14 protein-coding genes are annotated in these 14,652 nt (G+C 33.3%); all 14 read left to right on the forward strand.

Annotated elements, in window-relative coordinates; all coding sequences use genetic code 11:
• Positions 1-11 precede the first annotated feature (11 nt).
• The gene (locus ACUUYC_RS18515) at positions 12-1,871 is read left to right on the forward strand and encodes a carbamoyltransferase family protein (protein ID WP_474268175.1); all 1,860 of its coding nucleotides are present in this window, start codon (positions 12-14) and stop codon (positions 1,869-1,871) included.
• 10 nt (positions 1,872-1,881) lie between these two features.
• A complete protein-coding gene (locus ACUUYC_RS18520; protein ID WP_474268177.1) occupies positions 1,882-3,228 on the forward strand; it encodes an SGNH/GDSL hydrolase family protein in 1,347 nt (448 codons plus the stop codon).
• Positions 3,212-4,351 (forward strand): SGNH/GDSL hydrolase family protein, encoded by a 1,140-nt coding sequence (locus tag ACUUYC_RS18525; RefSeq protein ID WP_474268178.1) that lies wholly within the window; start codon positions 3,212-3,214, stop codon positions 4,349-4,351. Before ACUUYC_RS18520 ends, ACUUYC_RS18525 begins: the two co-directional genes overlap by 17 nt.
• Positions 4,352-4,358: 7 nt before the next feature.
• Positions 4,359-4,508, forward strand: coding sequence for a DUF5989 family protein (locus ACUUYC_RS18530; protein WP_173427043.1), 150 nt, complete (start codon positions 4,359-4,361; stop codon positions 4,506-4,508).
• A gap of 1 nt (position 4,509) precedes the next feature.
• Positions 4,510-4,887: a hypothetical protein gene (locus ACUUYC_RS18535; RefSeq protein ID WP_474268180.1), complete on the forward strand. Its 378-nt coding sequence runs from the start codon at positions 4,510-4,512 to the stop codon at positions 4,885-4,887.
• Positions 4,888-4,905: 18 nt separating this feature from the next.
• Positions 4,906-5,796, forward strand: a complete 891-nt coding sequence (locus tag ACUUYC_RS18540; RefSeq protein ID WP_474268181.1) for an ABC transporter permease — start codon at positions 4,906-4,908, stop codon at positions 5,794-5,796.
• Entirely contained in the window at positions 5,796-7,061 is a 1,266-nt protein-coding gene (locus ACUUYC_RS18545; RefSeq protein WP_474268183.1) for an ABC transporter ATP-binding protein, read from the forward strand. Before ACUUYC_RS18540 ends, ACUUYC_RS18545 begins: the two co-directional genes overlap by 1 nt.
• Entirely contained in the window at positions 7,061-7,588 is a 528-nt protein-coding gene (locus ACUUYC_RS18550) for a class I SAM-dependent methyltransferase (protein WP_474268184.1), read from the forward strand. The genes ACUUYC_RS18545 and ACUUYC_RS18550 overlap by 1 nt, the downstream gene beginning before the upstream one ends.
• A gap of 5 nt (positions 7,589-7,593) precedes the next feature.
• On the forward strand, positions 7,594-9,069 hold the full coding sequence (locus ACUUYC_RS18555) for a glycosyltransferase (RefSeq protein ID WP_474268185.1): 1,476 nt from the start codon (positions 7,594-7,596) through the stop codon (positions 9,067-9,069).
• Positions 9,070-9,082: 13 nt separating this feature from the next.
• Complete coding sequence (locus tag ACUUYC_RS18560) at positions 9,083-9,997, forward strand: glycosyltransferase family 2 protein (RefSeq protein ID WP_474268186.1); 915 nt, start codon at positions 9,083-9,085, stop codon at positions 9,995-9,997.
• Positions 9,997-11,025: a glycosyltransferase family 2 protein gene (locus tag ACUUYC_RS18565; protein ID WP_474268189.1), complete on the forward strand. Its 1,029-nt coding sequence runs from the start codon at positions 9,997-9,999 to the stop codon at positions 11,023-11,025. Before ACUUYC_RS18560 ends, ACUUYC_RS18565 begins: the two co-directional genes overlap by 1 nt.
• Positions 11,026-12,171 carry a glycosyltransferase gene (locus ACUUYC_RS18570; RefSeq protein ID WP_474268190.1) on the forward strand — a complete coding sequence of 382 codons (1,146 nt, stop codon included), beginning with the start codon at positions 11,026-11,028 and terminating at the stop codon, positions 12,169-12,171. It abuts the gene before it with no gap.
• Positions 12,168-13,370, forward strand: coding sequence for a glycosyltransferase (locus tag ACUUYC_RS18575; RefSeq protein ID WP_474268191.1), 1,203 nt, complete (start codon positions 12,168-12,170; stop codon positions 13,368-13,370). Before ACUUYC_RS18570 ends, ACUUYC_RS18575 begins: the two co-directional genes overlap by 4 nt.
• A gap of 124 nt (positions 13,371-13,494) precedes the next feature.
• Positions 13,495-14,499: an N-acetylneuraminate synthase family protein gene (locus ACUUYC_RS18580; protein WP_474268193.1), complete on the forward strand. Its 1,005-nt coding sequence runs from the start codon at positions 13,495-13,497 to the stop codon at positions 14,497-14,499.
• Positions 14,500-14,652 lie beyond the last annotated feature (153 nt).

A 14,652-nucleotide genomic window follows, 5' to 3' on the forward strand; every position in this document is an offset into this window, starting at 1 on the left:
ATAAAGCGATTATGACGATATTAGGAATATCCGCATTTTACCACGATTCTGCTGCAGCAATTGTACAAGATGGAAAAATTGTAGCTGCCGCGCAAGAAGAACGTTTTACACGAAAAAAACACGATCCTGCGTTTCCAACAAATGCTGTTAAGTACTGTTTGGAACATGTTGGGAAAACAATAGATCAATTAGATGCGGTTGTTTTTTATGACAAACCGTTATTAAAATTTGAACGATTACTTGAAACGTATTATGGTTTTTCACCAAAAGGTGTAGCATCTTTCATTACTGCAATTCCAGTTTGGTTAAAGGAAAAAATGTTTTTAAAAAAACTGATCAGAGATGAATTGAAAGAAATTCAGGCATTTGACAAGAAAAAACTAAAACTACTTTTCCCTGAACATCACTTATCGCATGCAGCAAGTGCATTTTATCCGTCTCCATACAAAAAAGCGGCAATACTAACATTGGATGGCGTAGGCGAGTGGGCAACAGCTTCCATCAGTATTGGTGATGGAAAAAATATTACGATGCTTAAAGAATTACAATTTCCACATTCTGTCGGATTATTGTATTCTGCATTCACCTATTTCTTAGGTTTCAAAGTAAACTCAGGAGAATACAAACTCATGGGATTAGCGCCATACGGGAATCCAAATTCGGAACGTGTGCAAAAATTCAAAGAAATCATCAAAACCACATTAATCAAAATAAATGATGATGGTTCAATATGGTTAGATCAAAAATACTTTAACTATGCTGTAGGATTACGCATGGTATACGACGATAAATGGGAAGCATTATTTGGTTTTCCAAGAAGAGATTCTGAATCAGAATATGAACAACATCATTCCGATTTAGGATTAGCAATTCAAGATGTAACGGAAGAAATTATCATAAAGCTAGCAAAACACGCCAAAGAAATTACTGGTGCTGACTATTTATGTATGGCTGGTGGAGTTGCACTAAACTGTGTGGCAAACGGAAAACTTCAAAACGAAAATATATTTAAAGAAATATTCATTCAACCAGCTGCCGGAGATGCAGGTGGCGCTTTAGGAGCTGCGTTAACTGCAAATTATCTCTATTTTGAACAAGAACGTGAAGTTGTTCCGAATGATGCAATGAGTGGTTCGTATTTAGGACCTGAATACTCAGACTTAGATGTTGAAAATATAAATAGAAAATACAAGGCAAAAGCGACACATTTTTCTGATTTTAGTGAACTTACAAAAGAAGTTGCCAAATATATCTCAGAAGGAAATGCAATCGGTTGGATGCAAGGACGAATGGAATTTGGTCCACGTGCGTTAGGTAGAAGAAGTATTTTAGGAGATGCACGAAATCCTGAAATGCAGAAAAAACTAAACCTCAAAATAAAATATAGAGAATCGTTCAGACCATTTGCGCCATCTGTATTATCTGAAGATGTAAACGAGTTTTTTGATTACGAAGGAATATCTCCATATATGTTATTGGTGCATAAAATTCATCCAAAAATAAAACATGAAGTTCCTGTAAATTATCATGAATTGCCAATTCGTGAAAAACTCTATGTAGAACGTTCGTCATTACCAGCAATTACGCATATTGATTTCTCTGGAAGAATTCAAACGGTTCACAAAGAAACTAATTCGGAATATTGGGAATTGATCAATGAATTCAAGAAAATTACTGGTGTTGGAGTTGTGGTAAATACAAGTTTTAATGTGCGTGGAGAACCAATAGTATGTACGCCAGATGATGCATATCGTTGTTTTATGCGTACCGAAATGGACTATTTAGTTGTTGGGAACTACGTGTATAAAAAAGAAGATCAACCAAGTTGGGATGATCCTGATGATTGGAAAGAAGAATTTTTATTAGACTAAGCAGATTCTAGTGAACAATTACAAACATATAGGAACACTACTGATACTCTTTGGGATCTTATACCTAATTTCCTTAGCGTTTGTAAACGTATATACGCATCAATGGTTGTTTGACAATGTAGATTCGCTTAGAGTTTCTAAAATATATGATGCACAATATTTGCTCATTATTTCTGGAGTATGTTGTATTCTTTTAGGATTTTTAATCAAAAAAGCAGCATTTTTTAAATCTTTTTTTCAAAGCGCAAAACGTGTAAATCGTACATTATTACTCATATTCTTACTATGTCCTTTACTTTTTATTGAAGGAATATTAAAGTCTAGAGCTATATTCACTACACAAGAATTAATTCAGTACTCTGTACCGTATCAACCTTCTACTTTTACTAAACATATCTTGCCTAATGAAGATATTGATATTCTATACAGAAGTGGAGACATAAACTTTAAAATTCGAAATGGATTTCATGGCGATGATTTTCCATTGGAAAAACCAGCAGGAGAAGTGCGTATCTTTATTCTTGGAGGATCGTTTATCTTTAGTGATCATCAAGATGCTATAGAAATTAATACAAAGCATAATAAAAATTGGGTTCAGAAAATTGAAAATCAACTCAAAGCTGAAGGTTATCAAAATGTTCGTATAATAAACGCAGGAACTCCGGCGCATGCTTCTTTTGATTCTCTTGGAAAGCTATATGCAGAAATTCACCAATATCAACCAGATTATGTGTTCTTTTGCCATGGTTGGAATGATATCAAAGACTTTAGAGATTTAAGTTTAGATAATTCTTTATTGAGACTCAATCCTGGAATTACTAAAAGCTCTAATGATAAACCAAGTGTTGTTCAAAGTTTTCTAGAGAAATCACAAATATATTTACGTATAAAGCACTTCTTTACCTTTAAAAATCATGGTTCAGAGGGGAAGTTTGAAACAGTTGCGTTGCAAGATTCTTATTCAGAATTAGCAATTCCACAATTTGAACTAACTGTAAATCTCTTTATTGATGCTTGTAAACATATTAATGCTATTCCAGTATTGCTTACGCAACCAACATTAATCACAGCAAATAATTCTTTAGCGCAACAACAAAAAATACGAAACGAATATCAAGGATTAACAGTCAATGCAATTCATACTGCATACACGGAAATTGACGCATCACTCAAAAAAATTAGCAATGAGCGCAATGTATTATTGTATGATTTGTCAGTTCAAAATTCAGGAGTGGATGAGTATTTTACAGATCATGTACATTTAACAGGAGCTGGAGGCGTAAAAATTGCAAAAGATTTAGCTACATTTATGGCGTCCAAAATTTTATCACAAGAAGCCGATGTGGAAAACAATTAAATATAACCTTATAATCTTATTGGTGCTTTTAGTGCTGATCGAATGTATATTGTGGTTTTTCCCAGTACCTGATTCGTATTCAACTGCTAAGAAAAACATGTTCTATCCAACGGTTGGGAATATGTATATAGAATCGCAATTTGATCAGAATATGACAATGCAATTTTCTACAGAAGAAGGTTTATTAGGATTTGAAAACTACAAAAAAGCAACAGACTTTACGATCAATAATTATGGTTTTCGTGGTGAAGACTTGCAAATGCCTAAGCCAAACGGAGAATACAGAATCTTTGCAATTGGCGGAAGCTCTACAGAAAGTTTATACATTGATGACAAGGATGTTTGGACGCAAGTTCTACAAGAAAATTTAAACCGAGAAAACTACCAAAACAAAACGGTCAAAGTATACAATGCAGGGAAATCTGGTGATAACATTCAAGATCATGTGTCAATGTTGGCACACAGAATTGTACACTTACAACCAGATGAAGTCATTGTATTTTGTGGAATAAATGATGTAACACGTTTAATGTTGGATAAAAATCCATTAAAATTTAACGTGACGAAGAAAAACGATGAAGAAATTAGCTTTAAAAACATGTTTGGTGTTTTTATGTATGAATTTCAAATCCCAAGACGTTTATTTTACGCGTTCAAAAGCGAGGATGATGATTTAGAAACTATTGGGATTCAATCAAAATATAAAAAGAAAGTAACAAAAACACAATCGCGACCAATTGAAAATCAGCTACCTACAGTGGATTATGGTAATTATTCAAATAAAATAAAATCACTAATTGGTATCTGTCGAACTAATGATATAAAGCTTATATTTGCGACGCAAGTAGTAACTTGGGATACAAAAGATGAAGCTTTAAAAAGTTGGCATTGGATGACATCTCGCGGCGGTATTCGATACAATGCAGAAAAGCTGCAGCAAAAAGTTGATAGTATCAATATGATTACGGTTAACGAAGGAGAGAAATTTAACGTTCCAGTATTCAAAACGGATTCTATCATACCAAAAACAAGTACATATTTGTACGATGACTGTCATTTTAATCCTGCGGGAAGCAAAAAAATGGGAGACGAATTAGCAACATTTATAAAAGACACAAAATAACTATCATATGGAATTTTTGAAGGATATATTCAACTTCTTAAAAGAACGAAAAAAATTCTGGCTTTTGCCAATGATCATTGTATTACTACTATTAGGAGTGATCTTAGTTTTAGGAGGAGGATCAGCAATTGCTCCATTTATTTATACATTATTCTAGGATGAAGGAAAGTAACACGAAAGTAATATTAGTAATGGTTGCTGGGTTTTTAGTAATCTCTGCTTTGTTAGAGTTTTACTATGAAAAGCCAGTTCCAGCTAACTACCTGCGATATATTGCATTAGGAGTTGGAGTTGCCTCATTTTTTCCTCCATTAGAGCGTTTAGTTGTATGGATTTGGGGAAAAATTGCATTAGTTTTAGGATGGATTAATACAAAAATCATTCTATCAGTTGTGTTTTTCATCTTTTTGACGCCATTCGGAATCCTATCACGATTATTCTCAAAAGGTTCATTACAGCTAAAGCAAGACTCAAAAACAACATTTGTAGAACGAAATCATACCTACACAAAAAAAGATCTAGAAAATATTTGGTAACCAGAAACCCTCAATAACTTGAACAAGCCTCAAAAAAATAATACATGGTTATTTGAGATATCACCAAAAAGCAGCCTATTTGACTTTAAATTCAAAGAAATTTGGCGCTATCGTGATTTACTCATGCTTTTTGTACGTCGTGATGTAGTTACATTATACAAACAAACGGTTTTAGGACCATTATGGTATCTAATTCAACCGTTGATGACTTCGGTAATCTTTACATTAGTCTTCAATGGAATTGCAGATATACAAACAGGAACGGTAAATGCTTTTCTGTTCAACTTAGCAGGAATTACCATTTGGAATTACTTTGCAGAATGTTTGAAAGCAACTTCAGATACGTTTAAGAAGAATGAAAATATCTTTGGGAAAGTATACTTTCCAAGAGCCATCATGCCATTGTCAATTACGATTTCTAACTTATTAAAATTTACAATTCAAGTCTGTATATTCATTGCTTTTTATAGTTACTTTTCATTCTATGGAGAAGCTGGAACATTATCCTGGTATGTATTATTAGTTCCTGTTGTAGTAGTAATTATGGGTGTTTTAGGACTTGGCTTAGGAATGATTATTTCTTCAATGGTGACAAAATACCGTGATTTAAGCTTTCTAGTTCAATTTGGAGTACAATTACTCATGTACATATCAGCAGTAATGTATCCAATTGTAATTGTAAAAGACAAACTACCATCGTATGTTTCATGGTTGGTAGCATACAATCCATTAGCGCATGTCATTGAATCATTCAGATACATGGTTTTCACAGGTGCATATGTAGATGCAGATCAAGCAACTTTTTCACTGGTAAGTATTGGAGTAATGTTTATAGTTGCATTTATAGTATTCCTTATCGGATTAGTTATATTTAACAAAACGGAACGTAATTTCATAGATACGGTATAATGGAAAAAGACATCATATTACAAGTTGAAGAGCTGTCAAAACAATACCGTTTAGGAGTTATTGGTACAGGAACAATTACACACGATTTAAATCGTTGGTGGCATAAAATTCGTGGAAAAGCTGATCCATATCAAAAAATTGGTGAAAAAAATGCACGTACGGAAGTTGGTAATTCTAACTATGTTTGGGCGTTAAAAGATATCTCTTTCAATTTAGAAAGAGGAGAAGTGCTTGGCGTAATAGGAAGAAATGGCGCAGGAAAATCTACTTTACTCAAATTGCTTTCTAAAGTAACTACACCTACAAAAGGTATTGTTCGTTCCAAAGGACGAATTGCTTCTTTATTGGAAGTTGGAACAGGATTTCATCCTGAACTTACAGGAAAAGAAAATATCTATCTAAATGGTGCAATTTTAGGAATGACGAAAGCTGAGATAAAGCTGAAATTTGACGAAATTGTAGAATTTGCAGGTGTGCAACGATATATAGATACGCCCGTAAAGCGCTATTCTTCAGGAATGAAAGTGCGTTTAGCTTTTGCTGTTGCTGCACATTTAGAACCCGAAATACTCATTGTAGACGAAGTATTAGCGGTTGGAGATGTAGAATTTCAAAAAAAGGCAATTGGTAAAATGCAAGACATCTCGCAAGGAGAAGGACGAACTGTATTATTTGTAAGTCATAATATGATGACAATACGACGTTTGTGTAGTAGAGCTATTTTGCTTGAAGATGGAATGGTTGCTTACTCAGGTGATGTGGAAAGCACAATAAATAAATATATTGAGAAAAATACGGTCATCAAAGAAACAGATATTGCAACGCGTAAAGAACGTTTAGGTTCTGGTCAAGCCAGAATTACCAATACTGTTATACTTTCGGAAGAAATAAAAACAGGCGCTCCTTTTGATGTTGAAATCAGTTATAAAAATGATTCAAAGTTTGTCATTGATGAATTTGGAATCAGCATATGGAAATTGGATGAAACGAAAATCATTAGTATTTCATCAAACCTAAAAAAAGAACTCATAACCATTGATCAAGATAGTGGAAATGTTGTTTGTAAAATAGATTCTTTACCTTTAGTACAAGGTTCATACATATTAAATGTATTTGTAGCAAACCAGGCAGGCGTTGCAGATTACCTAGAAAAAGTACTCACATTTGAAGTAGAAGAAAACGATTATTTTGGAAACGGAAAACTAGTTGACTCTAGATGGGGAACTATTATCGTAGATCATAAATGGAAACACACGGATAAATAATGATTCAAGAATACTCAGAACTCAATAGCTGGCACGATCAAAAAGATCCTTGGGACTATGAAAATAGTGCGGACGACAATAAACGAAAAGACATTTTACTAAGTGAAATTCCGCAAAAACACTACGGAACTGTATTAGATATCGGTTGCGGACAAGGGTTTATAACAGAAAACTTGCCAGGAGCTAAAGTTTATGGTGTTGATATTTCAGCAAATGCGATAAAATTTGCACAACAAAAAGAAACAGATACACTCAAATTCTTAGAAGGAAGTATTTTTGACATTGATAAAATTGTCCCAGAGAAGTTTGATCTTATTATCATTACAGGTGTGTTATACCAACAATACATTGGAAAATCGACAAATTTAATCTACAAGCTAATCGATAACATCTTAAAAAAAGATGGAATTTTAATCTCAGTACACATCGATGACTGGTATTATGCACAATTTCCATACCTACGTGTAAAAGAACTCTTTTACAAATACAGAACTTACAATCATAAACTTGAAATTTACCACAAATGATTTTAATGTATCATAAAATATATTTGGATTCACCAACAATGTGGTGGGTTACTGTAAATGATTTTTACAGACAAATGGCTGAATTATCTTCAAAAGAAGTGGTTTATTTAGAAGATTATGATGTAAATAATCCAAATCAGGTAGTAATCACGTTTGACGGTGTCTATAAAAATGTTTTGCAATATGCAATGCCAATAATGAAGGATTTTGGATATCCTTTTGAACTATTCATTACATCTGATTATTTAGACAAAGACAACGAATTTGACAGTGTAGAACCAAATGCGCCTTTCACGAGTAAAGAAGAATTACAAGCATTGGTGGCTAATGGTGGAAGACTGCAATGGCATACAAAATCGCATCCAAACCTGAAAGAAGTTACGGATAGAGACGTTATTATAAACGAATTATCAATTCCGGAAGACATAAAAGTACTTGATCCTAATGGTTTCAATTGGTTTGCATATCCACATGGAGAATTCAATGATGTAGTTGTTGAAGAAACGGCAAAACGATTTAAAGGAGCAGTTTCTTGCAATCAAGGAAATGATTCGGACGTATATAAATTAAATAGATTAACGGTTGTCAATGAAACAAGCTTGCGAAAAGAAAACATAGCATGTATCATAGCAAGTTATAACTATGGAGATTTTCTTATTGAAGCAATAGAATCTGTTTTAAAACAAACAATAGTTCCAGATGAAATTCTAATTACAGATGATCATTCGGACGATGATACACAGCTGATTGCAGAAGGTTATGTGAAAAAATATCCAAAACTCATTAAATACAATAGGAATGAGACAAACTTGGGAATTGTAGCGCACTTCAACAAAGCAATCAAGTTGACAACGGCAGAATATGTCTTCTTTTTAGGAGCAGACAATCGTTTAGTAAGTAACTATGTGGAAGATTGCAGTAATGTGTTAGATCACAACAAAGATGCAGCTATTGCATATACAGACTATGCTTTCTTTGGTTCAAGAGCGAAACTAACACATCAAAATTTTACAAATGAATGGAAAGGAGCTATCATTTTAGATACATTCTATCAAATCAACTTTCCAGAATTTGACACAAAAGAAGCATTAGTTGCGCAAATAGAAAAACGAAACTGTATTCATGGTTCATCCATGTACAGACGTTCTGTATTTGATGAAGTTGGTGGTTATGTAGAATCAAAAAAAGCAGAAGATTACAACCTATTCAAACGTATTATTGCAAAAGGTTGGACAGCTAAAAAAGCGCGAAACACAAACTTAGAATATAGACAACATAACATATATCAAGCAAATAACATTGTTGGAATGCAGATGAAAATGATGCATTACAAAAAAATGTATGAAGAAACGAGCAAATACAATAATTCAAAGTATTTTAAAATTTCATACAAAATATACAAAGGTTTACGCTTTATAAAGTACAACTATAAGAGTCCATTGAGAGTCTTAAAAGCAATCAAGGGAAAGCTTTTTAAATAACCGATTCAACCATATGAATGTCGCTATCATCATAGTAACGTATAATGGAATGAAATGGCTATCTAAATGTTTAGATAGTTGCCGAGGCATTCCAGTTATTGTGATTGACAACAACTCTTCGGACAATACGGTTCAGTTTATTAAAGAAAACTATCCGAAAGTTACACTCATAGAATCGTCTAAAAATAAAGGTTTTGGTGCTGCAAATAATATCGGAATTGCAAAAGCATTAGAATTTGGAGCTGAATATTTCTTTCTTCTAAATCAAGATGCATACTTGCAACCGAATACGATTTCAAGATTGATAGAATGTCACAAAGAAGATAATAGTTACGGTATCTTAAGTCCAATTCATTTAAATGGTGATTGGAGCAAGCTCGATTACAATTTTTCAAAATATATCAACGAAAACAAAGCGCTTCAATACGATGCGATAAAGCAAAACTATCAACAAAATTGCTACGAAGTTTCGTTTATCAACGCAGCTGGTTGGCTAATCTCAAAAGAAGCAATAGAAACTATTGGCGGATTTGATCCTTTATTTTTTCACTATGCAGAAGACAACAATTATTGTCAGCGCATACTATTTCATGGTTTAAAAATTGGCGTCGTTCCAGATGTGTTCTTAGCACATGATCGTGAATACAGAACAAATACAGCAAAACCAGATACACAGAAAAAATTACAGCTTGAAGAACGAAAGATCAAAGTTGCGTTAGCTGATCTCAACAAAGATTTCAATTCACAAACACAGGCATTTAGAAAAAAATATTCAAACAATATTCTAAAATCACTTTTACGATTAAAATTTAGCGAATACTCATATTACAAAAAAGAAGAAAAATTATTGACTAAATTATTACCTGAAATAAAAAAGAGTAGAGCAATCAACGAACAAAAAGGAAGACATTACATTTCAACAAATTAATGGGAAAACAAATCTCCATACTAATCCCAACGTATAATAGAGCGCATCTCATTGCAGAAACGCTCGATTCTATGTTTCAACAAACGTACACAGATTGGGAATGTATAGTTGTGGACGATCATTCAAATGATAACACGCAGGAAGTTGTTAAAAGTTATATTGCAAAAGATACTCGTTTTCAGTACTACAAACGACCAAATAATAGACCTAAAGGAGCAAATGCTTGCCGTAATTACGGAATAGAAAAAAGTAGTTCAGACTATATAATATTCTTAGATAGTGAAGATTTTTTAAGCAAGAACTGTTTGGAAGATCGAATGGAAGCTGTTGAAAAGCATCCAACGAAAGACGGTTTAATCTTTACAATGGAACGCTTTCCAAATCGAGAAGGTCAAAATAATACGATAAATAAAGATCCAAAGGTAAAGCCTGATTCATCTACGTATCTAAAAATGTTTTTGGCACATCAATTACCATGGGCAATTACGTGTCCAATCTGGAAAAAAGAAGCGCTAAACGCAATTGGCGGATTTAATGAATCATTACAACGTTTGCAAGATGTTGATTTGGCTATTAGATTGTTATTAAACGATGTTCAGGTAGAACGCATTCAAAAAACAGATTGTTATTACAAAATTGATGCAATTGGCGATGCAAAATACAAAGACATCAAATTCATTAAAAAAGCAGTAAAAAGCTTTATTCCATTTATAGATACAACGTTAAAAAACATAGAAAACAGAAGCGATACGGAAGATTTAAAATCGTATGTAAAATCGTCTGTATACATATTTTTGAAAAACTACATCTTTCCAAATCATGCTGAACTAAACAAGGAAAAGCAAGAACTATACAAAGTTGTAAAACAACACAAGCTTTGTACAAAGAAAGAATTACGTTATTTATGGGTATTACAATTGCTAATAACCTTTAAACTTCAAACGGTAAAAGGTGTTGGCGTACACAAATTCATATCGAAAATCAAGAAGCACTTTTTAAAAACATACGAACTAATCCAAGGTAACTAAATGAAAATTCTGTTTGTTGCTATGCAATACATACACGCGGTACGTTGGATCAATCAACTAAAAGAATCCAACCATGAAATCTATCTATTCGATTGTTTAGACAAACCAATTCATGAGGATTTGAAATGGACAAACTACACAACCAATTGGAGTAAACGAAAAATAAGACCTTTAAAAGGAGAAACGTTTCTAAAAAAGCATTTCCCAAATCTAAACGAGAAAATACAACCAATACTAAAAGTAACGGCTTCTGAAAGGCTTACATCTTTAATTGAAGAAATTCAACCAGATGTTGTGCATTCAATGGAGTTACAGTCAGAAAGTTACCCGTTAATTTCGGTTCGAAAAAAAATAAAATTCAACTGGATCGTTTCTACTTGGGGAAGTGATATTTATCATTATTACAAAGATCCTTTTCACCAAGAACGAATACATGGCGTACTAAAACAACTTGATTTTTTATTTACAGATAACTTACGTGACATCACTTTGGCTAAATTAAATTACTTCAAAGGAAATGCATTGGGAAGTTTCCCTGGCGGCGGCGGATTTATAGTCAATGAAGAACTAATTCAGTCTGTTCACAATAGAAAACTAATTTTAGTAAAAGGCTATCATCATTGGGCTGGACGCGCATTAAATGCTTTAAAAGGTTTAGAGAATAATTTGGAATTGGTTAAAAACTATCAAATTCATGTATATGCAGCGCATCCAAATGTAATTACGGAAATTGAACGTTTAAAAGCGGAACATAATTTAAATATTAGCTATACGAAACGTGGAATTGAAGAATCGCATGATTCGTTATTAGAGAAGTTCGGTCAAGCCAGAATTGCCATAGGAATTAGTGTTACAGACGGAATGCCGAATACTTTATTAGAAGCTATGATATACGGTGCTTTTCCTATTCAAACGAATCCTGGTAAGGCTTCAGAAGAATATGTAGCGCATCAAGAAAATGGTTTGCTAATTGAAAATGCTGAAAATATTCAAGAAATTACGGAAGCAATCAAAGAAGCGCTCACTAACGATGATTTGATTGAAAAAGCATTTGAAGCTAATAAAAAGTATCGTGTATCTTTAAGCTATGCAACCATTCAACAAAAAGTATTACAAGCCTACAAAACGATTGAAAACGAACTATGAATATTCTATTCCTTGTAAATAACACTAAAATCTCTCCAAACGCTAATGGCGGCGCTTCGGTGTATTTTAGTCATCTGGAATTGCTATCGAAATTGGGCTATAATGTTCATGTGTTATTGGTGGATTTTCAAGATGGAAAACAAGCGGATATTTCATCAAATGTTGATCAAGAATATATTCAAGAAATAAAGGGTTTTTATACTGAAATTAATCACTTTCAAGTAGCACAAATTCCACCAAAAGGAATCGTTAATCGTATCAAAACCGCAATTTCACAACCAGAAAAATTTGAATACTTCTTTGTAAATTCAACAAATGAAAAGCTTTTAAAAGAATACATTTCAACAAATAACATACAATTAGTTTGGACAGAATGGCGCTGGACGGCAATATTAGCGAACTATTCAGATCTTTCGATTCCAGTGATTTATGCGCATCACGATTGGGAATTCAAACTGCGAAAGTTAAAAAGTAGTCTTTCATTAATGCAAAAATTCCACCTCAAACAAAAGAAAAGAGTAGAGTTGGACTTGGTAAAAAGTGTATCAGGTTGTGTGTCGGCTTCATTTACGGAAACAGAAGAAATCAAAGGATATGGAAACCCAAATGCAGTATACATCCCATTAACATATAAAGAAGTGAAAATTACGCCAAATGATTCAAAAATGCCGTCAATAATACATTTAGGCGGAATGGGAACAACGGCAAATCGTATTGGGTTAGAACGTTTCTTGGAAGTTTGCTGGTCAGACTTAAAAGAAAAAATACCAACCATAGAACTCAAAGTAATTGGAAGTCTAAAATATGCTTCAGATTCATTAAAAAAACGACTGGAAGGTCCACAAATCAAGTGTTTAGGTTTTGTGAAAAATCTAGAACCTGAACTAAAAGCACATGACATTCACATCATTCCGTGGGAATACAACACAGGAACACGCACACGAATTCCATTGGTTTTCAATCATGCGCAAGTATTAGTAGTGACAAAAGCTGCGGCAAGTTGTTATCCAGAATTGACACATGATGAAAACTGTATCTTAAGTGACGATTTGCAACACATGACAACACAATTGATAGATTTGTATAGCAATGAAGAAAAGCGGATATTTACAGGAAATAACGCCCGAAAAACGTTCTTAGAAAGTTTTACTGCTGATAAGCAATTGGAGAAGTTAAAGAAATTTATAAACTCAATTTGAAATTGTAAAATAGCGAAGGCGTCATTTCGAGTGAAATTTTGAAAAAATTTTATATCGAGAAATGCTTAAAAGCTATCAAACTATTTTCGAATAAACGAATACCAAAAACCTAATAACCCAACACATGAAACAAACCTACATCATAGCAGAAATAGCGCAAGCACACGACGGAAGTCTCGGAATGGCACATGCGTACATTGATGCTGTAGCAAAAACAGGCGCTGATGCCATAAAGTTTCAAACGCATATCGCTGTGGCGGAAAGTAGCATTCATGAACCGTTCAGAGTAAAATTCTCAAAACAGGATGCTACACGTTATGAATACTGGCAACGTATGGAATTTAGCTTGCCGCAATGGAAAGAGCTCAAAGCACATTGTGATGAAGTTGGAATTGACTTCTTATCGTCACCATTCAGTAATGCAGCAGTAGATTTGTTAGAAGAAGTTGGTGTAAAACAATACAAAGTTGGTTCAGGTGAAGTAAATAACTTCCTATTACTAGAAAAAATAGCTAACACAGGAAAACCAATCATCATTTCATCAGGAATGAGTTCGTTTGATGAATTAGACAAAACAGTAGCATTCTTAAAAGAAAAAAACTGCGAATTCTCTATCTTGCAATGTACAACGTCTTATCCGACGGCACCAAATCAATTTGGCTTAAATGTAATACAAGAATTAAAAGAGAAATATCAGGTTCCTATTGGGTTTTCAGATCATTCATCTGGAATAGAAGCAGGAATTGCTGCGGCAACATTAGGAGCCGAAATCTTAGAATTTCATGTAGTATTTGATAAGGAAATGTTTGGGCCTGATGCAAAATCGTCACTAACGTTTTCGGAAACGACACAACTAGTAAAAGCAATTCGTAATATTGATGAAGCATTAAATCATCCAATAGATAAAAAAGACAACTCACAATATACTGAATTGAAGCAAATCTTTGAAAAATCGTTAGCTATCAACAAAGATTTACCAAAAGGACATGTCTTAACATTCAACGATTTAGAAGCTAAAAAACCTAAAAACTATGGAATATTGGCTTCAGAGTTTCAAAATGTACTAGGAAAAAAGTTAGTAAAAAACATGCACCAATGGGATTTTTTAAATGAAGGAGATATTTCTTGAAATGTTTAATTTTAAAAACAACTAAAAGCGTCATTTCGAGTGAAATTCTAAAAGAATTTTGTATCGAGAAATGCTTAGAAGTTTTAAAAGTAGTTCTCGATACAAATTTGCTCCGCAAATTCACTCGAACTGACGATTAGAAATAATATAATA

Source organism: Kordia sp. E (assembly GCF_056033805.1).